Here is a 22978-nt window from a genome sequence, read left to right as displayed (position 1 = left end):
CTTCACGTGGCTTTCAGGGCCTTGAGGGTGCGCTGGCAGATGGCAGTTATGCCGGCCCAGTTCCCGGCCTTGATCTCCGCCGTCGGGCATAGCCAGGAACCGCCGACCGCGACCACGTTGGGCTCGGCAAGCCAGGTTGCCGCATTGGCCTCGCCCACACCGCCGGTCGGGCAAAACCGCACGTTCGGGAACGGGCCGCCCAGCGCGCGCAGGCCCTTGATGCCGCCGGCCTGCTCGGCCGGGAAGAATTTTGCGACGTCGAGGCCGTAGGACAGCGCCAGCATCAGTTCGGACGCGGTGGCGATGCCTGGGGCAAACGGCAAGGAGCTGTCGGCGGCGACCTTCAGGAGATCGGGGGTCAGGCCCGGGCTGATGCCGAACGCGACGCCGAGCTTCTCGACGCGGACGAAATCGGCCGGTTTGAGGATCGTGCCGATGCCGACGACCGCCTCGGGCACCTCGGCCATCATCGCCCTCGCCGCCTCGATCGCGACGGGGGTGCGCATGGTCACCTCCAGCGTGCGGACGCCGCCGGCAACCAGCGCTTTCGCCAGCGGCACGGCATCCTGGATGCGCTCGATGGTGAGGACAGGAATGACGGTCGCGGCCTTGAACAGCGCGACGAGATGGTTCTGTTGGGCAGTCGTGGTCATCTTGGCTTTCGTTTCACTTGGTCGCTTGACGCGTGGTCGCCGGCCGGTGCCGCTTCTTCGGCGGCATGGCATAGCCCGGAATGATGGCGCCGGCATAGCAGATCACGAGGCTGGCGAGGCGGTGCCCGGCCTGGGCCGCCTCGACCGGATCGGAGCCGCCGAGCCGGGCCGCGATATAGGCCGCGGCAAAGCTGTCGCCCGCCGCTGTGGTGTCGACGACCGGGTTTGTCATGGGCTCGGCGCGGACTTCGCTGGTGCCGCCGGGAAAGCGCAACAGGCTGACGGGCTCGGCGAGACGGAACACCAGCTCGGGCGTGGGAATGCGCGCCATCAACTGCTCGTGGCTTTCGCCGGGATAGAGCGCGAGCAGATCCTCGGTCGAGGTCAGCACGATGTCGGCGGTCGCAAACGCCGTGGCAAAGACCTCGCGGGCGACATCGCGGTCCGGCCATCCCCGCGCGCGGAAATTGGTGTCGAACACGAAGCGGGTACCGAGCAGGCGCGCCCGCTTGATCGCCGCGAACAGGCGCTCGCGCCCGGCCGCATCGTAGATCGAGAGCGTAATCGCGGAGAGATAGACGATGTCGTAGCTCATCAGCGAGTTGAGCAGTTCGTCCGTCTCCGGCAGGCTCATCAATTGGCGCGCCGCCGCACTGTCGCGCCAGTGGAAGAACTGGCGCTCGCCCTTCGCATCCGTCTGGATCATGTAGAGGCCAGGCAGCTTGCCCGGCAGCCGGGAGACGCGGCGGGTCCCGACGCCCTCCGCATTCCAGGCCGCGATCATCTCGTCGCTCAGGGCATCATCGCCGAGCGCGGTGAGATAGTCGACCTTGACCTCGAGCCGCGCCAGATACACCGCCGTGTTGAGGGTGTCGCCACCGAAGCCGCGCGAATACAGGCCGCCGCCCTGGCCATGCCCGCTGGACTGTCCAGCGGACTGTCCACCCTGGGCCTGCCGGAGCTCGACCATGCATTCACCGATGCAAGCAACGCTCGCCATCGTCATATCCACGCTGTTCATCGGTTCGATCAGGCGACGAAGTTGCCGCCGAGCTCGTCTTCGATGTGAATGCGGATGATGTCGTCAAAAGTCTTTTCTTCGGTGGTGAAGCCGAGCTCGCGCGCCCGCTTCGCCTCGAAATTGCGCGGCCAGCCGCCGACGATGCCGACGATGAACGGATCCAGCTCGTGCTTGATGCGCGCGGCGACCTTATCGCCGGCCACCCGCTTGAGCGCAGCGATCTGTTCGCCGACGGTGGCCGAGAAGCCGGGCATCGTCAGGTTGCGGCGCGGGCCGACCTTGGCGAGATCCATGGTGCCGGCATGGAGCAGGAAGCCGACGGCGGAGCGCGGCGTGGCGTGCCAGTGGCGGACGTCCTCGGAGACCGGGAGCACCGCTTCCTTGCCGGCCAGCGGCTCGCGCAGGATGTTGGAGAAGAAGCCCGATGCCGCCTTGTTGGGCAGGCCGGGCCGAATGCAGATGGTCGGCAGACGAATGCCGATGCCGTCGAGGAAGCCACGGCGCGAATAGTCGGCGAGCAGCAATTCACCGATCGCCTTCTGGGTGCCGTAGCTGAGCAGCGGGGTGTGGAAGAACTCGTCGCCGATCGCATCCGGGAACGGCGCGCCGAACACCGCGATCGACGAGGTGAAGACCACGCGCGGCTTGTAGCCGCCGCCGACGAGTCTGACGGCATCGAGCAGCATCCGCGTGCCGTCGAGATTGATGCGGTAGCCCTTGTCGAAATCAAGTTCGGCTTCGCCGGAGACGATCGCGGCGAGATGGAAGATCACGTCGGGGCGGCCGGCGATCAGCTTTTCGGCAGCGCCCGGCACGGCGAAATCGCCTGACACGGTCTCGACGGGGAAACCAGCCTTTTCCGGCTTTTTGGGCTCGACCACGTCGTGCATGGTCAGCTTGGTGATGTCGCTCTTGCCGAGCCGGCCGTCGCGCAACAGCCGTTCACACAATTTACGGCCGACCATGCCGGCGGCGCCCAGAACCAGAATGTGCAAGAGCCTACTCCTTCTTATTGGCCGGAGCGCGCCGCTCCTGACACGTTCTCCTGGCACGCTCTCAAGGCAGGCCCCGCGATCATTCCTTCACGGCGCCGGTCATCGCCGACACATAGTACTCCACGAAGAAGGAATAAAGGATAACTACGGGGACCGAGCCGATCAGGGCCGCCGCCATCAGCGCGCCCCAATGGTAGACGTCGCCGCTGACAAGCTCGGTGATGGCGCCGACGGGAATCGTCTTGTTCTCCGACGAGGAGATGAAGGTCAGCGCGTAGATGAACTCATTCCAGGACAACGTGAAGGCGAAGATGCCGGCCGAGATTACCCCCGGGAGCGACAGCGGCAGCGTGATCTTGACCAGGATCTGGAGCCGCGTCGCACCGTCGATCAGCGCGCATTCCTCGAGCTCGTAGGGAATGGTGCGGAAATAGCCCATCAGGAGCCAGGTGCAGAACGGGATCAGGAAGGTCGGATAGGTCAGGATCAGCGCCAGATTGCCATCGAACAGGCCGAGCTGGAACACGATCGCCGCCAGCGGAATGAACAGGATCGAGGGCGGCACGAGATAGCCGAGGAAGATCGCTAGCCCCACATAGCGCGAGCCCTTGTAGCGGAGACGTTCGATCGCATAGGCGGCGCAGACGCTGGCGAACAGCGAGATGAAGGTGGAGGACACCGAGACGATCACGGTGTTCCACATCCAGAGCGGATAGTCGGTTTCGACCAACAGCTTCTTGATGTGCTCGATGGTCGGATTCACGATCCAGAACGGATTGTACTTCTCGTAATCGTACATCTCCGCGTCCGGCTTGAACGTCGCGACCGCCATCCAATAGAACGGGAACAGCAGGAAGAAGATGATCAGGCCGAGCGGAAAGTAGACCCGCAAGAACTTCCGCGGGAAGCTCTCGAGATAATCCATTCCGACGCTTTGGTCGTCTGCGGTGCTCATGGTCAGTCCCTCCCGCCCTGCTGCCAGCGGGAGCGCTGAAGCCCGAAGAAGCTGAGCAGGATCGCTGCGACCAGGAATGGGATCATCGCGTTCGAGATCGCTGCGCCCTCCCCGAGATTGCCGCCGGTGATGGCGCGCTGGAACGAAAGCGTCGCCATCAGATGCGTGGCATTGATCGGCCCGCCCCGCGTGATGGTGTAGATCAGCTGGAAGTCGGTGAACGTCATCAGCACCGAGAATGTCATCACGACCGCGATGATCGGCGACAGCATCGGCAGCGTGATGTGGCGGAAGCGCTGCATGTTGGTGGCGCCATCGAGATTGGCGGCCTCGTAGAGCGAGGGCGAAATCGTCTGCAATCCCGCCAGCAGCGTGATCGCCACAAAGGGCACGCCGCGCCAGATATTGGCGGCGACGACCGACAAGCGCGCGTTCCAGGGATCGCCGAGGAAGTCGATGTAGCGCGTGATCAGGCCGGCCTTGATCAGCACCCAGGAGATGATCGAGAACTGGCTGTCATAGATCCACCAGAACGCGATCGCGGACAGCACCGTCGGCACCACGAAAGGCAGCAGCACGATGGCACGGATCATCGACTTGAACGGCAGCCGCTCGTTGAGCAGCAGCGCGAGGTAAAGGCCGATGGCGAATTTCACGATGCTCGCGGTGAACGTATAGAAGATGGTGTTGAAGACCGAGAGCCAGAACACCGAATCCTTGGAGAGCGAGACGAAGTTCGCAAAGCCGATATAGCGCCCGGCCCCGCCGATCTTGGTGTCGGTCATGCCGAGCCAGAAGCCCAGCGCCAGCGGATAAGCCAGAAACAGGATGAGGATCGCGATCGCCGGCACCATGAACATCGCGCCGAGCCAATTCCGGCTCTCGAATGCTCTGGTCCAGAGGCTGGCGCGCTTGACCTGCGCGACAGCGGACTCGGCCATGACTGCCATGTCGGATTCCCCTCGGGAGAAAAGTCACGGCGTCCGGCGAACCGGACGCCGCGCGGATTGGCGTTGATCAGACCTGGTAGTAGCGCTTGGCGCGCTCGGCGGCGCGCGCCGCCGCCTGCTTCGGCGTCGCCGAGCCGGAGGCTGCTTCCGCGAACATGTCGACGACGACGAAGTCGCCCATCACCGCGGCGGAGGCATAGCCGAGATCGCCGGCAAAGCCGTTGTCGCGGCAGCGCTTCAGGCAGTCGCGGTACGGGGTGATCTTCGGATCCGACGTCCACACCGGGTTGTCGTTGTAGGCCGGCAGCGGCGGCGACACGTAGCCGTTGGAAGCGACCTCCCAGGCGTCGTAGTTCTCCTTGTCCATCATGAACTTGATGAATTCCTTGACCGCCTTGGGATACTTCGAGTGCTTGTAGCCGTAGTAGACCAGCACGTTCTGCTGCTCGGTCGACACGCCCACGGGGCCGATCGGCATCGGCGCGTGGTTCATGTCCTTGGCGATCTCCTGCTGCTTCGCATCGGTGGAGTTCTTGCCGACGGTCCAGATCGAGATGCCGTTCAGCGTCAGGCTGAGTTCGCCGTTCAGGAACGCCTTGTTGTTGTTCGAGTCATTCCACGACAGCACGCCCGGGATGAAGGTCTCGTAGAGCTGCTTGACGTATTCGAGCGCGGCGATCGTCTCCGGCGAGTCGATCACGACCTCGTTCTTGTCGTTGACGACCTTGCCGCCGAACGCCCAGAGCGCCCACTGGCACCAGCCGTTGGCATCGCCCGTGGCATGGCCAAGCGCGAAGCCGGCCGGCGTGTTGTTCTTCTTCAACGCCTGGCAGAGCTTGAGGAAGCCGGCGGTGTCCTTGGGGAATTCCTCGAAGCCCGCAGCCTTCACGTGGCTGATGCGGTAGTTAAGGCAGCCGCCGGTTGCACCCTGCGGAATGGCGATCCAGCTGTTGCCCTTCTTGCCGTAACGTTCGGCAACCGGATACCAGCCACCATACTGCGCGCCGAGATAGTCGGCGACATCGGTCATGTCGATCAGCTTTTCCGGGAATTTGTGGGGATCGTCGAGCGTGCCGATGATGAGGTCGGGGCCGGCGCCGACATTGGCGGCCACCGCGGCCTTGGGGCGGATGTCTTCCCAGCTCTCGGCCTCGAGCTTGATCTTGACGCCGGTCTTCTCGGAGAACTTCTTGGTCTGCTCGGCGAACTTGTCGAACTCGGCCTGGATGAACTGCTTCCAGCGCAAGACGCGGATGGACGCGTTCGGTTCGGGCGTGTTGGTCCACTCCGCGGCGCGCACCGGCACGATGCCCGGGCCGGCCAGCAACGCTGCGCCGCCCAGGCCGGCCTTAAGCACACTTCGCCTGTCGAAATTGCTCATCGTTCTCTCCCTGAATTTTATATTTGTATTTGGGTCGTTCTTGAACAGTCGTTGGGCAATCCTTCGGCGCGGCTACATGCGTTTGCCCGTCGCCTCGTCGAACAGATGAACCAGTGACGGGTCAGGCTTCAGCTTGACCTTGTCGCCCGGATTGAACTGGTGACGCTCGCGGAAGACGGCGACGACCTGCTCGCCACCCACCTTCGCGAACACCTGCGTCTCCGAGCCGGTCGGCTCGACCACGATGATCTCGGCATCGGCGCCGTCGTCCGCGATGGTGAAATGCTCGGGTCGCACACCATAGACGACAGGGCGACCGTCGGACGCCGCCGGCGCGTTCTTGAGCGGCAGCTTGACGCCGTTCGGCCCCTCGAAGGTCGCAACGCCGTTGACGCGCACATGGCCTTTCAGGAAGTTCATGGCCGGCGAGCCGATGAAGCCGGCGACGAACTGGTTGTCGGGCTTGTCGTAGAGCTCGAGCGGGGTGCCCATCTGCTCGACGATGCCGTCATGCATGACGACGATCTTGTCGGCCATGGTCATGGCCTCGATCTGGTCGTGGGTGACGTAGACGGTCGTGGTCTTCAGCCGCTGGTGCAGCTCCTTGATCTCGGTGCGCATGGCGACGCGCAGCTTGGCGTCGAGGTTCGACAAGGGCTCGTCGAACAGGAACACCTGCGGATCGCGCACGATGGCGCGCCCCATCGCGACGCGCTGGCGCTGACCGCCGGAGAGCTGGCGCGGATAGCGCTCGAGCAGCGGCGACAGCGCGAGAATTTCGGCGGCGCGCTTGACGCGCTTGTTGATCTCGTCGGAACTCGCGTTCCGCAGCTTCAGCGAGAAGCCCATGTTCTCGCCGACGGTCATGTGCGGATAGAGCGCATAGTTCTGGAACACCATCGCAATATCCCGCTCCTTGGGCTGGATATTGTTGACGACGCGGTCGCCGATCGAGATCGTGCCGGAGGTGATGTTCTCGAGGCCTGCAAGCATGCGCAGAAGCGTCGACTTGCCGCAGCCGGAGGGGCCAACCAGGACGACGAACTGGCCGTCCTCGATCGGAATCGAAACGCCGTGCAGGACTTCAAAATTGCCGAACGATTTCCGCACGTCGCGGATTTGCACAGACGACATCTAGCTCCCTCCTCGAAAGTCCACGACGCCTCACGCGCCGCGACCGTCTTGTTTTTCAGACTTCACCGAACGAAGCCCGATCTTAGCGAGCGACATTGTCGGCAGTTTGTGCGGTTTTGGCAATTTGTCTTTGGTTAGTCGTTGCTGGTAGCGCTGTCAACGTTCCTTTGTTTGCCGGACCGACTGTGATAAGAGCAGCAAATGGGTCGAAAACGCACCAAGTCAGGTAAAATCCGGCTGGCGGAAGTTGCCGAGCTTGCCGGCGTCAGCCCGATCACGGCGTCCCGGTTCTTCCGCAATCCGGAGGCCCTGTCGGTCGCCAAACGGACGCGGGTCGAGAGCGCGGCCAATGAGCTCGGCTATGTGCCGAACCTGGCGGCGCGGGCGCTGGCCTCGCAGCGCACCGAAGTGATCGGCGTCTTGATCCCGTCACTGACCAACAACGTGTTTTCCGACGTGCTGCGCGGCATCTATGACGCCTCCGAAGGCAGCCGGTACTCGATCCAGTTGTCCAACACACGCTACAGTATTCTCCAGGAGGAGAAGCTGCTGCGCCTGTTTCTCGCGCAGAAGCCGGCCGGACTGATCGTCACCGGCATCGACCAGACCGCGGAATCGCGCGCGATGCTGGAGGCGGCCGACTGCCCGATCGTGCAGATCATGGAGATCGGACCCAATCCGGTCGACATGATGATCGGCTTTTCGCACTATGATGCGGCCCGCGCGGCGATCGCCCACCTGTTTGCGCAAGGCCATCGCAAGATCGGCTTCGTCGGCGCGCGCATGGATCCGCGGGTGCAGCGGCGGCTGGACGGATATGTCTCGGCCATGAAGGACGCCGCGCTGTTCGAGCAGCGCCTCGTCGTCACGACGGCGACACCGACCTCGGTGACGCTCGGCGGCACCTTGTTCACCGATCTGCTGGCGCGCGAGCCCGATATCGACTCGGTGTTCTGCGCCAATGACGACCTCGCGCTCGGCGTGCTGTTCGAATGCCGGCGCCGGGAGATCGCGGTCCCCGAGCAGATCGCGATCGTCGGATTCAACGACCTCGAATTCATGGCCTCCGCAGTGCCCACCCTCACCAGCGTGCGCACCAACCGCTACGAGATGGGCAACACGGCCGCCACCATGCTGATCGAAGCGATCGATGGACGGCGCCCCGAGCAGCCGGTGCTCGATCTCGGCTTCAAGGTGATCGAGCGGCAAAGCTCGTCGTCGCGGCGGTCGGACGACAGGCCTGCCGCATCAGGCGCGGGCGCCGCGAACAAAATGATAGCGTTACCAAGTGGCCAAGACTAGTATCGCGCTTGTGAGGGAATGACCCGCCAACGGGCCTTTGAACCATGGATCGCGCCGTTGGGCATCGCACCAGCCGAAGCTGAGCTCCCGACGCCAGTGCGTTTGCATTGCAGGAGAAACCAATGACAAAAAAACCAACCAATGGGCATGCGCCCGCCAGCAACGGCGCTCGCCGCCACCTCCGCTCGCAGGAATGGTTCAACAATCCGCATAATCCGGGCATGACCGCGCTTTATATGGAGCGCTACCTGAATTACGGCCTCACCCGGGTCGAGCTTCAGTCCGGCAAGCCGATCATCGGCATCGCCCAGACCGGCAACGACCTTTCCCCCTGCAACCGCCACCATATTGAGCTGGCGCACCGCGTCCGCGAAGGCATCCGCGAAGCCGGCGGCATTGCGATGGAATTTCCGACCCATCCGATCCAGGAGACCGGCAAGCGCCCGACCGCGGCGCTCGACCGCAACCTCGCCTATCTCGGCCTCGTCGAGATCCTCTACGGCTATCCGCTCGACGGGGTGGTGCTGACCACCGGCTGCGACAAGACCACGCCCGCCTGCATGATGGCGGCGGCGACCGTGAACCTGCCCGCGATCGTGCTGTCGGGCGGCCCGATGCTGAACGGCTGGCATGCCGGCGAGCGCACCGGCTCCGGCACCATCGTCTGGAAGTCGCGCGAACGGCTCGCCGCCGGCGAGATCGACTATGAGGAATTCATGGAGATCGTGGCGTCCTCGGCGCCGTCGGTCGGCCATTGCAACACCATGGGCACCGCCTCGACCATGAACGGGCTTGCCGAAGCGCTCGGCTTCTCGCTGCCGGGCTGCGCGGCGATCCCCGCCCCCTATCGCGAGCGCGGCCAGATCGCCTACGAGACCGGCAAGCGCGCCGTCGAGATGGTCTGGGAAGACCTCAAGCCGTCGGACATCCTGACCCGCAAGGCGTTCGAGAACTGCATCGTGATCAACTCCGCGATCGGCGGCTCGACCAACGCGCCGATCCACATCAACGCGCTGGCCCGCCACATCGGCGTCGAGCTGTCGATCGACGACTGGCAGAAATTCGGCCACGACGTGCCGCTGCTGGTCAACATGCAGCCGGCCGGCTTCTATCTTGGCGAGGAATTCCACCGCGCCGGCGGCGTGCCGGCCGTGGTGCGCGAGCTGATGAAGCACAAGCGCATCCACGAGGACGCGGTCACGGTGAACGGCCACGGCATCGGCGAGAACTGCGCCAATGCGCCCGCGCCCGACAATGACGTGATCCGGGCCTACGACAAGCCGCTGGTGAAGGACGCCGGCTTCCTGGTGCTGAAGGGCAATCTGTTCGATTCCGCGATCATGAAGACCAGCGTGATCTCCAAGGAGTTCCGTGACCGCTATCTCAGCAACCCGAAGGACCTCAACGCCTTCGAGGGCCGCGCCATCGTGTTCGAGGGCCCGGAGGATTATCACGAGCGGATCGACGATCCTTCACTCGACATCGACGAGAATTGCATGCTGTTCGTCCGCGGCACCGGCCCGATCGGCTACCCCGGTGGCGCCGAGGTCGTGAACATGCAGCCGCCGACCGCGCTGATCAAACGCGGCATTCTCGCCCTGCCCTGCATCGGCGACGGCCGCCAGTCCGGCACCTCGGGCTCGCCGTCGATCCTGAACGCCTCGCCGGAAGCTGCCGCCAATGGCGGGCTCGCGATCCTCAAGACCGGCGACAAGGTACGCATCGACCTCAACAAGGGCAGCGCCAATATTCTCATTTCGGACGACGAGGTGAAGAAGCGCCACGCCGAGCTGATGGCCAATGGCGGCTTCAAGCATCCGGCGAACCAGACGCCGTGGCAGGAGATCTACCGCAACACGGTCGGCCAGCAATCGACCGGCGCCTGCATGGAGCTCGCCACAAGGTATCAGAACGTCGCCGGCACGTTTGGTGTCGCCAGAGACAATCACTAACAGCCACGTCGTCATTGCGAGCGAAGCGAAGCAATCCAGAGATATCTCCAAGGAGACAGTCTGGATTGCTTCGTCGCAACAGTGCAAAATTGCTGCGCAATTTTGTCACGAGTTCCTCGCAATGACGAGCCGATAGACAAATTCAAGCCAAGGAGAAAAACAACATGGCAGACCGCCTCAAGGGAAAGCGCGCCGTCGTCACGGCTGCAGCGGCAGGCATCGGGCGCGCATGCGCCATCGCATTCGCGCGTGAAGGCGCAACCGTCATCGCCACCGACATCAACGAGGCCGGCATCGCGGGCCTGACCAAGGAAGGCATCGCCGAGGTCGCAAAGCTCGACGTCCGCAACACCGCCGACGTCAACGCCTTCGCCAAGCGCATCGGCAAGGTCGACATCCTGCTCAACGCGGCCGGTTTCGTGCATCACGGCACCATCCTGGAGTGCTCGGAAGAGGATTTTGACTTCTCGTTCGACCTCAACGTCAAGTCGATGCACCGGACCATCCGGGCCTTCCTGCCCGAGATGCTGGCGGGCGGCGGCGGCAGCATCGTCAACATCTCGTCCTGCGCGGCGCTGCGGCCACCGGCCAACCGCTACGTCTACAGCGCGTCGAAGGCCGCGGTGTCGCTGCTGACGCGCGCGGTTGCGCTCGACTTCATCACCAAGGGCATCCGCTGCAACAGCATCTGCCCCGGCACCGTCGAGACGCCCTCGATGCTCGACCGCGCCGCCGCGCAGGGTCCGCAGGGCAAGGAGATGTTCGTCTCCCGCCAGAAGATGGGCCGGCTCGGCACCGCCGACGAAATCGCATCCATGGCGGTCTATCTCGGCAGCGACGAAAGTGCATTCACCACCGGCGTCGACCTTGTCGTCGACGGCGGCTACATGCTCTGATCGCTCCTCATCCCGAGGAGGCGCGACAGCGCCGTCTCGAGGATAGGCCACGGGCTTATGGTTCGAGACGCGCGCAAGTGCGCGCTCCTCACCATGAGGGATAGACAAGGGAGTTCTCGATGAACAAGATCGATCTCAACGGCCGCATTGCCGTCGTCACCGGCGGCGCGCAGGGCTTTGGCCGTGCCATCACCCGGCGTTTCATCGACTCCGGCGCCAAGGTCGCGATCTGGGATTTCGACTCGGCTCTCGCCGAGAAGACCGCGAATGAAGTCGGCGGCGAGGCAAAAGTCTTCAAGGTCGACGTCACCGACCCCGCCGCGGTCGAGCAGGCGCGCGATGCGACGCTTGCCGCCTTCGGCAAGATCGACATCCTCGTCAACAATGCCGGCATCGCCGGCGTCAACAAGCCGGTCTGGGAGACCGATCTCGAGGAGTGGCGCAAGGTCCTGCGCATCAATCTCGACGGCCCTTTCATCGTCTGCAAGGCGATCGTGCCGACGATGCTCAAGCAGAAATACGGGCGGATCGTGAACATCGCCTCGATCGCCGGCAAGGAAGGCAATCCCAACGCCTCGCATTACTCGGCCTCCAAGGCCGGACTGATCGCGCTGACGAAATCGCTCGGCAAGGAATTGGCGGCACATGACATCCTCGTGAATGCGGTGACGCCGGCCGCGGCGAAGACCGCGATCTTCGACCAGATGACGCAGCAGCATATCGACTTCATGCTGTCGAAAATCCCCAAGGCACGCTTCGTGCTGGTGGAAGAGCTCGCCGCGATGGTGAGCTGGCTCGCATCCCAAGATTGTGCCTTCTCCACCGGCGCGGTGTTTGATATTTCCGGCGGACGGGCGACCTACTGAAGCTTTGGCCGCCCCTTGAAGGGGTGGACCATGCGGCTTGGACGTCGGGATTTTGGGCGTCGGGATTTCGTGAAGCTCGCAGCGGGCGCAGGCGCGCTGCCGCTGCTGTCGCGCGTTGCACCCGCGCAACTGGCGCCCAGCCCGCCGAGCATCCGTCCGCCCTCGCCGGCCGAACGCGGCGCCATGGCGCGGCTCGCGCGCAGCTTCATGGACAAATACGACGTGCCGGCGCTGTCCTTTGCGATCGGCTATGCCGGCACTGTTGTCCACGAGGACGCCTTCGGTCTTGCGGATCGCGAGCGGAACGAGACCGTGACGCCGCGGCATCTGTTCCGGATCGCCAGCGTCAGCAAGATGATCACCTCGGTCACGATCTTCCGCCTGATCGAGGAGAACCGCCTCAAGCTCACGGATCGCGTGTTCGGCCCCGGTGCACTGCTCGGCACCGATTACGGGTCACCGCCCTACTCCGCCGGCATCGACCAGATCACACTCGAGCATCTGCTGACGCACGCCGCCGGCGGCTGGAGCAACGACAACCGCGATCCCATGTTCACGCATCCGCGGATGGATCATGCCGAGCTGATCGCCTGGACGCTCGCCAACCGGCCGCTGGACCGGCCGTCGGGCCAGCACTACGCCTACTCCAATTTCGGCTATTGCGTGCTGGGCCGCGTGATCGAGAAGCTCACCGGCCAGGCCTATGCCGAGCACGTCCGCACCGAGGTGCTGGCGCGCTGCGGCGTCACCGACATGACCATCGCCGGTAATACCCGCGACCAGCGTCAGGCCGGCGAAGTCGCCTATTACGGTCAGGGCGAAAGTCCGTATGAGATGAAGGTGAGGCGGATGGATTCCCATGGCGGCTGGATCGCGACGCCGGCGGATCTCGTGCAGTTCCTGATGCATGTCGACGGCTACACGAGACCGGCGAACATCCTGCGGCCGCGCACCATCGAGGTCATGACCACCGCGCCCAGTTACAGCCCGAACTACGCCAAGGGCTTCTGTGTCAACAAATTCGACAATTGGTGGCACAATGGCAGCCTGCCGGGCACGAGCACGATTGCCGTGCGCACCCATGGCGGCTTCTGTTGGGCCGCCTTCACCAACACCAGACGCGGGAATTCCAACATGGATGGCGATCTCGACAATCTCAACTGGAGCATGGCACGCCAGGTCGGCGAATGGCGGGTGGCCTGAGCCATGATCCGGGAAGGTAGATGCCTGTGCGGCGCGGTGCGGTTCAAGGCGGAGGGTGAGCCGCTCAACGTCCGTATCTGCCATTGCCGCCTGTGCCAGAAGGCGATGGGCTCGCCCTACTTCGCCCGCGCGCAATTCGATCAACGCGCGCTGACCGTCGAGGGTGACATCGAGCGCTATGCCTCGTCCGAGAACATCGACCGCGTGTTCTGCAAGCGCTGCGGCACGCGCCTGTTCTCCTGGCGGCGCAACGGCACGCTGGCGGGCGTTTCGCTCACGACCTTCGACGATCGCAACGCCTTTGCGCCGACCGAGCACATCTGGGTCTCGGAGAAGGTCGCCTGGCTGAAGCTCGACGACGGCCTGACGCAATATCAAGGCACCATCCCGGCGTGACGTCAGGCTTGCCCTGACGCGGGCACTCTCGCCGCCTGAGCGCGCCGTCCCGTCGTCGTCGCGATCCAGATCCCGGCAAACACCGCGACGATGCCGGCCGCCAGATTCCAGCGCAGCGGCTCGTTCAGCAGCCAGGCGCCGACCAGGGAGGCCGTGATCGGGTTGACCGTCACCGAGATCGCGACGCGCGTCGGCGTGGTCCGCTCAAGCGCGAAGGCCCAGAGATAGAAGGTCAGCGCTGCGCCGAAGGCGCCGAGATAGAAAGCCGCCAGCCATTGCGGCGCACCGAAGCCGGCGACCGGCGCAAAACTGCCGCGGATATAAGAGAGCAGGATGAGGCAGGCCGCACCGGCCGCCATGCTCATCGTGGTGAAGGCGATCGGGCTGGAGCGCCGGATCAGCGGCTTCGACCAGATGCCGTACAGCGCCATGCACAGCGCGGCCGCCATCATCAGGAGATCGCCGCGCCATGCGCCGGATGGTGCCGAGGTGAGGTCGGAGAGCAGCGCGACGGCAACGCCAAACGTCGCGATCACGACACCGATCGATTTGCGCCAGCTCAGGGCCTCGGCGCCGAGCGCGGCGCCGATCACGAGCGAAAACAGCGGAAGTGTCGACAAGGCGAGCGCGCCGCGCGCGGCGGTCGTGAAGATCAGCGACGCGTTGAACAGGATCGGAAACAGGGCAAAGAACAGGATGCCGAGCCCGGTCGCGGCGGCCCAGTCCCCTCGCCCCGGCCAGCGGTCACCGCGGAGCAGCGTCAGGGGTAACAGCAGCAGGAAGCCGATGCCGAACCGGAACGAGCCGATCGCGAGCGGATCGAGGCTGCCCACCAGATAGCGCGTGGCACCGATCGAGGTGCCGCCGAGCCCACTCGACAGCACCGCAGCCAGAACGCCGGAGATTTCGCCCACACGCCCTCCCTTGACGAGCCCTGAACGCAGCATACGAGGCGCGCCGAAACAGGGAATGGAGTTTCCGTCATGCTGGGATAAGTTTTCGTCATGACCACGCCTGTTCTCGACCCCGATCTGCTGAAGGCATTTCTCGCCGTCGCCGAGCATCGCTCGTTCACGCGCGCAGCCCAATTGCTCAACCGGACCCAGTCGGCGGTCAGCGTCCAGATCAGGCGCCTGGAAGAGCGGATCGGCACCAAGCTGTTTCAGCGCACCAGGGCCGGCGTCGCGCTGACCGCGGCGGGCGATGAGCTCCTCGTTTATGCGAGGCGGCTTCTCGACCTCAATGCAGAGGCGATCGATGTGCTCCGCGCACGCAAGCGCGACGCCGTGGTCCGCCTCGGCGTGATGGACGATTACGGCACGATCGTCATTCCGCCCTTGCTGGCGCGCTTTGCCCAAAACCATCCGGAGATCCGGGTCGAGATCGAGACCGGCCTGACCGCGACGATGCCGGCCCGGCTCGGCGAGGCCTATGACCTCGTCATCGCCATGCATCCGGAAGGACGCGGCGATGGCGAACTGCTCCGACGCGAGCAGGCGGTCTGGGCTGCGGCCAGGACGTATCGAGCCGAAGCACAGGACACGCTGCCCGTCGCGCTCTACCCGCCGGGCTGCCTGTTCCGGCAATGGGCCGCGGACGCCCTCGATGCCGCCGGCCGGCCCTGGCGCCTTGCCTTCGTCAGTCGGACCCTTGCGGCGGTGGAAGCGATCGCGGCGGAGGGCCTTGCGATCACGGTCGTGAAGGCCGGCACCCTGCCCTCCCGCCTTCGCGCCCTGTCGAACGGCCTGCCGCCGCTGCCGGCTGCCGACATCCGCCTGCACCGCGCGCGCAACCTGTCGCAGCCGGCGGCGCTGCTGGCGGATCATTTACGGCTTGGGATTTCGGAACCCGCGTCCCATATCCTGACCTGACGCGTTGCCCCATCACCGGATCGGCCGGGTTGGCTGCAAGGCCACGAGGCACAAACCGGGACGGACGAGCCGTGAACATTTCCCTCTATGAGCTTTCTGTATGGGTGCTACCGCTGCTGCTCGCCATCACCTTCCACGAGGCCGCGCACGCTTTCGTCGCGTACCGTCTCGGTGACAACACGGCCTGGCAGCTCGGCCGCGTCAGCTTCAACCCTATCAAGCATATCGATCCGTTCGGCACCCTGATCCTGCCGGCGATGCTGCTGTTCGCGCACTCGCCGTTCCTGTTCGGCTATGCCAAGCCGGTTCCCGTCAATTTCCGCAAGCTCAACCATCCCAGGCTCGACATGGTCTGGGTGGCCCTTGCCGGACCCGCCACCAACATCCTGCTGGCGCTCGCGGCGGCTCTTGCCCTCCATGCCGTGCCCTTTGCGCCGGCCGGCTCGGCCCAGTGGATCTTCGACAACCTCAAGAACGCGCTGGTCATCAACGCGGTACTGGCGGTGTTCAACATGATGCCGATCCCGCCGCTCGACGGCGGGCGCGTCGCGGTCGGGCTGTTGCCTCGGGCCCTCGCCATGCCGCTGGCCCGGCTCGAGCCGTTCGGGATGCTGATCCTGATCGGCCTGTTGATCCTGCTGCCGCTCGCGGGCTCGCAGTTCGGTCTAAATCTTGATGTTATTTCAGGAATACTGCGAACGTTGACCGGTTATGTGATTCAGGCTGTTCTCTTCCTGACCGGCAACGCGTAGTTCAACAGAACACCCGAACATAAGCCGAAGGGCTCGAGGCCGACTTGGTCAAAGCTGCCGATATGCTGATCGCGCGACGCGCGGACACCCGCGCCCGCGCCGATTTTGCCACCTGGAAGATGATGGCCAAGCTCAACGGGTCCTCCGCGCTGCCTGCCGAGGCGCAGGAGTTCCTGGTCAGCTACAAGAACCTGCTGGCGCGGATGAGCGAGGGCGAGGCCACCGAGGCCACGATCGGCGCGATCTACAAGGCCTACTATGCCGAGATGGGCGGCGCGGGAACTCCGCCCGACGTCCGCACCCGTCCGCCCGAGCCGGCGGCGGACAATGTTACCGCTTTCCGCCGACCTCCCCCGAAACCGACGAAGACGGCCTCCTTCACGGCGGCGTTTAGCGGAGCCCAGAAACGGCCGCTCCCGGTGGCGCTGATCTTCGTCTGCCTGGTCGTGGTCTATGTCGGGATCCGGCTCTACTGGCGCTGAGCCGATTTCTTCTTTTTCTTCTCGTCGGGCGGCGTGAAGATGATGTCGACGGTACGCTCGAACCGGTCTTCGGTCAGTCCGGCCGGGGGCTGCGGGATGGGATCGGACTTGCGGACAATCGAGAGCGCGGCCGCATCGTAGGCCACATCCCCCGATGACTCCACGACGTCGACGGACAGCACATTGCCCCTGCGATTGATCGCGAAGCTGACCTTCACCTTCTGATTATTGGGCTGCTTGCCCTCCGGGTTGACCTTGTGGGCCGTGAGGTGCGCACTGATCTTGCGATTCCAGTCGGTCGTAATCCTGAGGATGTCCTTGCCGAGGCCAAGCACCGGCGCCAGGGCCTTCTCGGCCTCGCGCGCGTCCTCGTCGAGTGTCTGCCGCGCCGTTGCAACCGACTGCGGCGAAGCCTCGGCAGCGGGTGTCTCGACCGCCGCGATCTTGGGATCCTCGTCCTGCGGCTTCTTCGAGATGTTTTCGGTGACGACCCGATCGGGATCGTCGACCTGTTGCGACTGGTCCTTTGGAAGCTCGGTTTCCTTGGTCTCGGCCTTTTGCTCGGGAAGCGCCTGCTGCTCCTGCATCGCTTCGCTGTCCGGTCCCGGCGGAAGGTCGGTCTCGGGCGCCTTGGGCGAGGCCATCTCGACGGCGAACTCCGCGCCGGCCGCACCCAAACCATCGTCGTCGTCATCGGTCCGCAGATGGGCCAGGGCAAGCGCGGCACCGCCCAGATGGAGCGCGAGCGCCGCCACCGCTGCCAAAATCCAGAGCTTCCGGGATGGTCTGGCTTCGTCCGACATCGTGCGCCTCTAAGGCTGACCGGCGCCTGCCACGGGCGCTCCGGGAGCGCCTTCCAGCGCGACCAGCTTCACCCGGGAATAGCCACCTGAGCGCAAGAGCTCCATGACGCTCATCAATTCGCCATACGGCACCGAACGATCGGCGCGCAAGAAGACATACTTGTCCTTGCTCATGTCGGACAGGCCGTCGAGGGTCCCGATCAACTCGGCGCGGTGGACCGGGTTTTCGCCGATCGCAAGCGTCAAGTCGGGCTTGATGCTGAGATAGGTCGGCTTGTCCGGCTTCTTCTGCGGGGTCGCGCTCGAGGTCGGCAGATCGATCGGCAGGTCGACCGTGGAGAGCGGAGCTGCGACCATGAAGATGATCAGCAGCACCAGGATGACGTCGATGAACGGCGTGACGTTGATGTCATGCGTCTCGCCGAAATCGTCGTCGTCATCATTGTCTGCGAGCGAAACGCCCATGGTTCACTCCGCCGCGCGCGAATGCGCGCTGCCGTGGCTGCGGTCGAGATCGCGCGAGAGCAGCCGCGCCGCCGCGCCCGAGGCACGGCTGACGAGCTCGAGATAGCTTTTCGTCATGCGCGAGAAGTGGTTGTAGATGATGACGGCGGGAATGGCGGCGACGAGGCCGATCGCGGTCGCGAGCAGCGCCTCGGCGATGCCGGGCGCGACCACCGCGAGGTTCGTGGTCTGCGACTTCGAGATGCCGATGAAGCTGTTCATGATGCCCCAGACCGTGCCGAACAGGCCGACGAAGGGCGACGTGGAGCCGATGGTCGCGAGCACACCCATGCCGACGCGGATGCGCCGCGCCTCCGCGCGCACGATCTCGGAAAAGCTCGAGGCCGCGCGCTCCTTGATACCGGCATCGCTGGACAGGCCGGCCGACATCCGCGCCTCACGCAGCGCTGCCGCCAGGAAGGACGGCAGAATGCCCTGCTTGGCGCCGAGCGCCATTTGCGCTTCCGCGAGCGAGCGCGCCTCCGAGATCTTCTTCAGTGCCGAACGAAGCTTGCCGGACGCGACCGACAGCTCGATCGACTTGGCGATCAGGACGGTCCAGGTCATCAGCGATGCGAAGGCAAGCCCGATCATCACCGCCTTCACGATGACGTCCGCCGACATGAACATCACCCAGGGGGACAGCTCCTTCATGGCCGGCGCGATAGCGGCCGCTTCGGGCTTCGCCACGGGCGCCACCACCGCCGGAGCGGCAGCCGGAGCCGGGCTGGCCGCGGCCGGCTGAGCCGTAGCCTGTGCCGGTGCCGCCGGCGGGGTCTGTGTCTGGGCAGAAACAGGGGATACGAGCCAGGCGGCCGCCAGCATCAAGGCGGCGGCAAGGCTTGCTTGGAAGGACATGATCTTCATACTTCGGCCCAGTAGCGAATGAGGTTGTGATAGATACCCGTCAATTTGACCGTTTCGGGATCGTCACGCCCGAGCCGTTCCACCAGCGCCTGTATCGCGGTGTCGAGGTCAAAGATCATGCTCCGGGCTTGATCGTCCCGTATCATGCTCTGAAGCCAGAAGAAAGACGCAACCCGCGTCCCCCTCGTCACCGGCGTGACGAGATGGAGGCTGGTCGAGGGATAGAGCACGCAGTCCCCGGCTTGCAACTTCACTTCGTGCGAACCGTAGGTGTCCTCGATCACAAGTTCGCCACCGTCATACTCTTCCGGCTCGGCCAGGAACAGCGTGACCGACAGGTCTGTGCGGATGCGAAGGCCGGTCAGGCGGTCGCCGCGGATCGCATTGTCGACATGCAGCCCGAAATGATGGCCGCTGTTCGCCGCATAGCGGTTGAACAGCGGCGGGAAGATCTGCAGTGGGATCGCCGCTGCCAGGAACCGCGGGTTCGACGTCAACGCCGAGATGATGCGGTTGCCGAGCTTGCGCGCGACCTCGCTGTCAGGCGACAACTGCTCATTGCGCTTGACCATTGCTGACTGCGCGCCCGCGGTGGAACGGCCGTCTTCCCATTCGCTGGCGTCCATGATGCGGCGGAATTCCGCCACATCATCCTTGCTCAGGACGCCGTCTATGCATGTCAGCATGGCACCTCGTCGTTACTCCATCAGTAGCGCGCCGAGATCACCAGATAGGCGGCGCGTCCCGGTGCTTCCAGCACGAAGGGCGCGGCGCTCTGGTACAGCGCGTCATAGTAGCGTTTGTCGAAGATGTTGTTCACGAACAGCTTCAACTGCCAGTTCTTGTTGATCTTGGCTTCCGCGAACACATCGAAGCGCCAGTAGCTCGGAAGCGACGTGCCTGCGTTGGCCGCAAGCAACGAGCCACCGTAGATCTTCGAGCGGTAGACGGCCTGCCCGCCCAGTTCCCAGATATCGTTGAACTGGTACTTCGACAGCATGCTGAACGACTGATGGGCAACGTTGGCCAGAGGAAGCCCGACATTGGTGGTGTAGAGAAGCGGCGCGGGCATGTTCGCGGGCTTCACGTTTGAAGCCGTAACCTCCGACTGCATCAGGACGAGACCGCCGAACACGCTCCATTTGTCCGTGATCTTGCCGCTCACGCCGAGATCGATGCCGCGAATACGATAAGCGGAACCTGCGGTGATACAGGATATGTTGCCGGTCGTGCCGGCGGGATAGACGCATCCCAACGCGGACGCCGTGGCCACACTATTGACGTTCTGTGCCTCGCGCGCATTGTCCTTGGTGGTCTGAAACAGCGCAGCCGTCAGGAGCAGGTGGCGGTCGAACAGCTCCCACTTGGTGCCGAGTTCGATGGCCGTGTTCTTCTCCGGCCCGAAGATCTGATTGTTGCCGCCGGCCAGAGCGGGATTGACGCCGCCATACGCGGTGCTGGTGCCGTCGAACTCGGCTCCCACCGGGTTCGCTGAGGTCGCGTAGGCCACGTACACGCTGCCGTTTGGCGCCGGCTTCAAGGTCAAACCGAGATTGAAGTTGGGAATCAGGAAGTTTGCCGATTGCTGCTTGAGAGCGTTGCCCGCCCCGTATGCCGACGTATCGAGGTTGTAGTTGTCGTAGCGGAAGCCGCCATTGAGGATCAGGAGGTCACGATAGTTCGCACTGTCCATGACGTAGCCGCTGACAGTGTCGATGCCGATCTTGGCCGGCAGACCGGCCAGTGCGAGCGCCTTCCCGGGCAAGAACGTGTCCTGAGGGAAGAAGACGCTGACACCTGTCGGCGAGCCGCCTGGAGTGATCGGAACTCCGTTCCCTTCCGAGGTGAGCCCGAGATACTTGTCGATCGACGACCGCTCGCGATCGACTTCGATCCCGGCCAGCGCGGTGTGCTTGAAGCCGGCCCAGTCCTGGAACTTGTAGGTCGCTTCCGTCTGGTTGGCGAGCACGTCAGTGATCTGGAGACGGCTCTGCGGATTCATCGTGAGCGTCGAATTCGAAAGCGGGTTGGCGATCACCGGCTGCTCAGGCAGCGTTCCGACATAGTTCTGGGTCGAACGAGATACGCGGAACTTGTTGCTGACCATCAAGTCGGGCGTGATCTGCACTTCCGCGTTTAACGAGCCGATGTCCTGGCCGGTCCGGTAGAAGTCGCGGTTGATCTGGCCATACCAGTTGTTGCGGTTGGAGCCGAAGTCCGGGAACGGCCCACCGGCGGTCGTCGCCGTGCTCGGCCGGTAGTAGGGCACGCCGAAGTCCGGCACGCCGGTCAACTCGGTGTGGATGTAACCCCCGGTCACCCTGATCGTGTCGGTCGGCTTCCAGGTCGTGGCGACGAACGCGCCGTTGCGATTATCCTTGACGAAATCGCGACCGGCGACATCGGCGTCCTGGAACAGACCACCGGCACGAACGGCCAGCGTCGGGTTGATCACCTGGTTGACGTCGAGCACCACACGCTTGGTCTGGTCGGTGCCAAACGTCGTGTCCATGTTGTAGAAACTGTTCTGCGTCGTCGCCTGCTTGGTGACGATGTTGATCGCACCACCGGCGACACCGCGGCCCGCGAAAGTTGAGCCCGGACCACGCAGAATTTCGACCTGCTCGGTGAAGAAGTTTTCACGGACGCTGACGCCCGCGTCGCGCACGCCGTCGATGAAGATGTCGTTGCGGGCATCGAAGCCGCGAATGAAGAAGCGGTCACCGAAGGCATTGCCGCCCTCACCCGTTCCGAGCGTCACGCCGGCCGTGCTCAGGATCGCCTGCTTCAGCGTCGTGGCGTTCTTGTCCGCGAGCACATCCTTTGTAAGCACGGTGATCGATTTTGGCGTGTTGAGGATTGGCTCAGGGAATTTACCCGACGCTTGCACTCGGGTGGCCATATAAGGCGCGGCGGGATTTGCGTACGGATCACGATCGGCAGGACCAGGGCTCGGATTGGCGACAGGCGCTTGTGCGGCCTGCTGCCGCTGCGCCGCGCGCCGCAGCGCGTTGCGCGCACGAATCTGATCGGCGGTGGGCTTCGAAGCGGTCGGACGCGGACGCTGCTGAGGCGCATCGACGTTCACGGGGGGCAGATTGGTCTGCTGCGCCTGTGCGCCGGTCGAGACCGTCGCGACCGCGATCAGACTGGCGACCGTGGACACAGTCTTGCCGGTCGCAGTGTCGAAATTGTTGCCGAAGGATTTCCGATCCGCAACCGAACGCAACGATCGCGGTGTCTTCATCATGCCCATCACACGCCCCACAGTGCTTATGCTTCCATTGGTCGCGTTGCGACAACGCGACGCATTGGTGCTATCGGGCGTGTTCATGGGGGTCAACGCGATCTCGGCCACACTCCGTTTGAATCCGACCATTTCAAAGCAATTCTAAACTCGGTTGAGTACGCCGCAGTTTTAAACAGTTCTAAACTTGAACCATTCTAATCTGGACATTGATCGCTACGATCTCGTCGTGCCGCATCAACCTTCGAACTGATGCGCTTCGTCGATGCAGAGACGCGAACGATGGGGCGGTGCTATCGGTCGGAGAAAAGCTGGTCAATGCGATTGATCTGCCAGCACATTTGAATTCATCCAGATCGGACTCGGTGCAGATTTCAATCTGGAAACATGGGCGCATGCGAGAGCTGCGCAGGCGCGAGCGGCGGCGCCGCTCTCAATCGCTGCTCGGCGGCTTCATCAGCGAGAACAATTCGTCGACGGTTTTCTGCGCGACGGCGCGCACGCGATCGGAGTTGTCCATGCCGGCGATGTTGACGCCGCTAACGACGGCTTTGATCTCGTCGCGGAAGTCGGTCAGGAAGCGCAAGGGATCGCGCTGCTCGTTGGCGACGCGCGCGATCAGTCCCGTGATCAGAATCTGGCACGCGATCAGCTTGCCGTTCAGTTCGTCCATCCTGCGCTCCCGTTGTGGCGGGGCCGATATGACCGATGCCGGATTTCCTGACAACCGAAACGCCGTGCAGGCGAA

General features: G+C 64.0%; 23 protein-coding genes. 9 read left to right on the top strand and 14 right to left on the bottom strand.

Going from position 1 to position 22978, the window contains the following annotated elements; translation table 11 throughout:
* Nucleotides 1-2 precede the first annotated feature (2 nt).
* From eda to ABIB95_RS03655, 7 genes are all read right to left on the bottom strand, one after another.
* Nucleotides 3-653, bottom strand: coding sequence for a bifunctional 4-hydroxy-2-oxoglutarate aldolase/2-dehydro-3-deoxy-phosphogluconate aldolase (gene eda, locus ABIB95_RS03685; RefSeq protein ID WP_028146563.1), 651 nt, complete (start codon nucleotides 651-653; stop codon nucleotides 3-5).
* Between the two features lie 13 nt (nucleotides 654-666).
* Nucleotides 667-1653, bottom strand: coding sequence for a sugar kinase (locus tag ABIB95_RS03680; RefSeq protein WP_085402020.1), 987 nt, complete (start codon nucleotides 1651-1653; stop codon nucleotides 667-669).
* 29 nt (nucleotides 1654-1682) lie between these two features.
* Nucleotides 1683-2669, bottom strand: coding sequence for a D-erythronate dehydrogenase (gene denD, locus ABIB95_RS03675; protein ID WP_014495981.1), 987 nt, complete (start codon nucleotides 2667-2669; stop codon nucleotides 1683-1685).
* Between the two features lie 79 nt (nucleotides 2670-2748).
* Nucleotides 2749-3624, bottom strand: a complete 876-nt coding sequence (locus ABIB95_RS03670) for a carbohydrate ABC transporter permease (protein WP_014495982.1) — start codon at nucleotides 3622-3624, stop codon at nucleotides 2749-2751.
* Between the two features lie 2 nt (nucleotides 3625-3626).
* Entirely contained in the window at nucleotides 3627-4574 is a 948-nt protein-coding gene (locus tag ABIB95_RS03665; RefSeq protein ID WP_063983847.1) for a carbohydrate ABC transporter permease, read from the bottom strand.
* A gap of 67 nt (nucleotides 4575-4641) precedes the next feature.
* A complete protein-coding gene (locus ABIB95_RS03660) occupies nucleotides 4642-5955 on the bottom strand; it encodes an ABC transporter substrate-binding protein (protein WP_071914934.1) in 1314 nt (437 codons plus the stop codon).
* Between the two features lie 72 nt (nucleotides 5956-6027).
* Nucleotides 6028-7089 carry an ABC transporter ATP-binding protein gene (locus ABIB95_RS03655; RefSeq protein ID WP_063983849.1) on the bottom strand — a complete coding sequence of 354 codons (1062 nt, stop codon included), beginning with the start codon at nucleotides 7087-7089 and terminating at the stop codon, nucleotides 6028-6030.
* Between the two features lie 201 nt (nucleotides 7090-7290).
* Here ABIB95_RS03655 and gntR point away from each other — a divergent pair, with 201 nt between their 5' ends.
* The 6 genes from gntR to ABIB95_RS03625 all read left to right on the top strand — a co-directional run bounded on the left by gntR (nucleotide 7291) and on the right by ABIB95_RS03625 (nucleotide 13704).
* The gene (gene gntR, locus ABIB95_RS03650; RefSeq protein WP_166095128.1) at nucleotides 7291-8391 is read left to right on the top strand and encodes an HTH-type transcriptional regulator GntR; all 1101 of its coding nucleotides are present in this window, start codon (nucleotides 7291-7293) and stop codon (nucleotides 8389-8391) included.
* Nucleotides 8392-8513: 122 nt separating this feature from the next.
* On the top strand, nucleotides 8514-10343 hold the full coding sequence (locus tag ABIB95_RS03645; protein ID WP_354237938.1) for an IlvD/Edd family dehydratase: 1830 nt from the start codon (nucleotides 8514-8516) through the stop codon (nucleotides 10341-10343).
* A 164-nt stretch (nucleotides 10344-10507) separates the two neighbouring features.
* Nucleotides 10508-11239 carry an SDR family oxidoreductase gene (locus ABIB95_RS03640; RefSeq protein WP_135214354.1) on the top strand — a complete coding sequence of 244 codons (732 nt, stop codon included), beginning with the start codon at nucleotides 10508-10510 and terminating at the stop codon, nucleotides 11237-11239.
* A gap of 119 nt (nucleotides 11240-11358) precedes the next feature.
* Nucleotides 11359-12105, top strand: coding sequence for an SDR family NAD(P)-dependent oxidoreductase (locus ABIB95_RS03635; protein WP_354237937.1), 747 nt, complete (start codon nucleotides 11359-11361; stop codon nucleotides 12103-12105).
* Between the two features lie 69 nt (nucleotides 12106-12174).
* Entirely contained in the window at nucleotides 12175-13308 is a 1134-nt protein-coding gene (locus tag ABIB95_RS03630; RefSeq protein ID WP_354237936.1) for a serine hydrolase domain-containing protein, read from the top strand.
* Nucleotides 13309-13311: 3 nt separating this feature from the next.
* On the top strand, nucleotides 13312-13704 hold the full coding sequence (locus ABIB95_RS03625; RefSeq protein WP_354237935.1) for a GFA family protein: 393 nt from the start codon (nucleotides 13312-13314) through the stop codon (nucleotides 13702-13704).
* A 2-nt stretch (nucleotides 13705-13706) separates the two neighbouring features.
* Here ABIB95_RS03625 and ABIB95_RS03620 read toward each other — a convergent pair whose 3' ends face one another.
* Entirely contained in the window at nucleotides 13707-14618 is a 912-nt protein-coding gene (locus ABIB95_RS03620; protein WP_354237934.1) for a DMT family transporter, read from the bottom strand.
* 90 nt (nucleotides 14619-14708) lie between these two features.
* On the opposite strand from ABIB95_RS03620, the gene ABIB95_RS03615 reads away from it, so the two are divergent.
* The 3 genes from ABIB95_RS03615 to ABIB95_RS03605 all read left to right on the top strand — a co-directional run bounded on the left by ABIB95_RS03615 (nucleotide 14709) and on the right by ABIB95_RS03605 (nucleotide 16809).
* Complete coding sequence (locus ABIB95_RS03615; RefSeq protein ID WP_354237933.1) at nucleotides 14709-15575, top strand: LysR family transcriptional regulator; 867 nt, start codon at nucleotides 14709-14711, stop codon at nucleotides 15573-15575.
* Nucleotides 15576-15646: 71 nt separating this feature from the next.
* Complete coding sequence (locus ABIB95_RS03610) at nucleotides 15647-16327, top strand: site-2 protease family protein (protein ID WP_354117476.1); 681 nt, start codon at nucleotides 15647-15649, stop codon at nucleotides 16325-16327.
* Nucleotides 16328-16389: 62 nt separating this feature from the next.
* Nucleotides 16390-16809, top strand: a complete 420-nt coding sequence (locus ABIB95_RS03605; RefSeq protein WP_028157721.1) for a hypothetical protein — start codon at nucleotides 16390-16392, stop codon at nucleotides 16807-16809.
* On the opposite strand, the gene ABIB95_RS03600 is transcribed toward ABIB95_RS03605, so the two are convergent.
* The 6 genes from ABIB95_RS03600 to ABIB95_RS03575 form a co-directional block, all read right to left on the bottom strand.
* Nucleotides 16797-17612, bottom strand: coding sequence for an energy transducer TonB family protein (locus ABIB95_RS03600; RefSeq protein ID WP_063983858.1), 816 nt, complete (start codon nucleotides 17610-17612; stop codon nucleotides 16797-16799). The genes ABIB95_RS03605 and ABIB95_RS03600 overlap by 13 nt on opposite strands.
* Before the next feature lie 9 nt (nucleotides 17613-17621).
* Nucleotides 17622-18077 carry a TonB system transport protein ExbD gene (gene exbD, locus ABIB95_RS03595; RefSeq protein ID WP_071914949.1) on the bottom strand — a complete coding sequence of 152 codons (456 nt, stop codon included), beginning with the start codon at nucleotides 18075-18077 and terminating at the stop codon, nucleotides 17622-17624.
* Nucleotides 18078-18080: 3 nt separating this feature from the next.
* Entirely contained in the window at nucleotides 18081-18983 is a 903-nt protein-coding gene (gene exbB, locus ABIB95_RS03590; RefSeq protein ID WP_354237932.1) for a tonB-system energizer ExbB, read from the bottom strand.
* Nucleotides 18980-19669 carry a Fe2+-dependent dioxygenase gene (locus tag ABIB95_RS03585; RefSeq protein WP_354237931.1) on the bottom strand — a complete coding sequence of 230 codons (690 nt, stop codon included), beginning with the start codon at nucleotides 19667-19669 and terminating at the stop codon, nucleotides 18980-18982. The genes exbB and ABIB95_RS03585 overlap by 4 nt, the downstream gene beginning before the upstream one ends.
* Before the next feature lie 20 nt (nucleotides 19670-19689).
* Nucleotides 19690-22239 (bottom strand): TonB-dependent receptor, encoded by a 2550-nt coding sequence (locus ABIB95_RS03580; protein ID WP_354117475.1) that lies wholly within the window; start codon nucleotides 22237-22239, stop codon nucleotides 19690-19692.
* 424 nt (nucleotides 22240-22663) lie between these two features.
* Nucleotides 22664-22903 carry a hypothetical protein gene (locus ABIB95_RS03575; RefSeq protein ID WP_071914955.1) on the bottom strand — a complete coding sequence of 80 codons (240 nt, stop codon included), beginning with the start codon at nucleotides 22901-22903 and terminating at the stop codon, nucleotides 22664-22666.
* Nucleotides 22904-22978: the final 75 nt, after the last annotated feature.

Origin of the sequence: Bradyrhizobium sp. LA2.1 (genome assembly GCF_040547725.1) — a bacterium.
GTDB lineage: Bacteria > Pseudomonadota > Alphaproteobacteria > Rhizobiales > Xanthobacteraceae > Bradyrhizobium > Bradyrhizobium barranii.
This window is presented reverse-complemented; position numbering and strand designations above follow the sequence as displayed.

What these genes read in the sequence shown, in the direction of transcription:
- ABIB95_RS03670 (WP_014495982.1), bottom strand. Translation starts at nt 3,624, where the DNA reads ATGAGCACCGCAGACGACCAAAGCGTCGGAATGGATTATCTCGAGAGC.
- ABIB95_RS03635 (WP_354237937.1), top strand. Translation starts at nt 11,359, where the DNA reads ATGAACAAGATCGATCTCAACGGCCGCATTGCCGTCGTCACCGGCGGC.
- ABIB95_RS03660 (WP_071914934.1), bottom strand. Translation starts at nt 5,955, where the DNA reads ATGAGCAATTTCGACAGGCGAAGTGTGCTTAAGGCCGGCCTGGGCGGC.
- exbB (WP_354237932.1), bottom strand. Translation starts at nt 18,983, where the DNA reads ATGAAGATCATGTCCTTCCAAGCAAGCCTTGCCGCCGCCTTGATGCTG.
- ABIB95_RS03615 (WP_354237933.1), top strand. Translation starts at nt 14,709, where the DNA reads ATGACCACGCCTGTTCTCGACCCCGATCTGCTGAAGGCATTTCTCGCC.
- ABIB95_RS03665 (WP_063983847.1), bottom strand. Translation starts at nt 4,574, where the DNA reads ATGGCAGTCATGGCCGAGTCCGCTGTCGCGCAGGTCAAGCGCGCCAGC.
- ABIB95_RS03680 (WP_085402020.1), bottom strand. Translation starts at nt 1,653, where the DNA reads ATGGCGAGCGTTGCTTGCATCGGTGAATGCATGGTCGAGCTCCGGCAG.
- ABIB95_RS03600 (WP_063983858.1), bottom strand. Translation starts at nt 17,612, where the DNA reads ATGTCGGACGAAGCCAGACCATCCCGGAAGCTCTGGATTTTGGCAGCG.
- ABIB95_RS03575 (WP_071914955.1), bottom strand. Translation starts at nt 22,903, where the DNA reads ATGGACGAACTGAACGGCAAGCTGATCGCGTGCCAGATTCTGATCACG.
- ABIB95_RS03585 (WP_354237931.1), bottom strand. Translation starts at nt 19,669, where the DNA reads ATGCTGACATGCATAGACGGCGTCCTGAGCAAGGATGATGTGGCGGAA.
- ABIB95_RS03625 (WP_354237935.1), top strand. Translation starts at nt 13,312, where the DNA reads ATGATCCGGGAAGGTAGATGCCTGTGCGGCGCGGTGCGGTTCAAGGCG.
- ABIB95_RS03605 (WP_028157721.1), top strand. Translation starts at nt 16,390, where the DNA reads ATGCTGATCGCGCGACGCGCGGACACCCGCGCCCGCGCCGATTTTGCC.
- ABIB95_RS03580 (WP_354117475.1), bottom strand. Translation starts at nt 22,239, where the DNA reads ATGGGCATGATGAAGACACCGCGATCGTTGCGTTCGGTTGCGGATCGG.
- gntR (WP_166095128.1), top strand. Translation starts at nt 7,291, where the DNA reads ATGGGTCGAAAACGCACCAAGTCAGGTAAAATCCGGCTGGCGGAAGTT.
- ABIB95_RS03645 (WP_354237938.1), top strand. Translation starts at nt 8,514, where the DNA reads ATGACAAAAAAACCAACCAATGGGCATGCGCCCGCCAGCAACGGCGCT.
- exbD (WP_071914949.1), bottom strand. Translation starts at nt 18,077, where the DNA reads ATGGGCGTTTCGCTCGCAGACAATGATGACGACGACGATTTCGGCGAG.
- eda (WP_028146563.1), bottom strand. Translation starts at nt 653, where the DNA reads ATGACCACGACTGCCCAACAGAACCATCTCGTCGCGCTGTTCAAGGCC.
- ABIB95_RS03640 (WP_135214354.1), top strand. Translation starts at nt 10,508, where the DNA reads ATGGCAGACCGCCTCAAGGGAAAGCGCGCCGTCGTCACGGCTGCAGCG.
- ABIB95_RS03655 (WP_063983849.1), bottom strand. Translation starts at nt 7,089, where the DNA reads ATGTCGTCTGTGCAAATCCGCGACGTGCGGAAATCGTTCGGCAATTTT.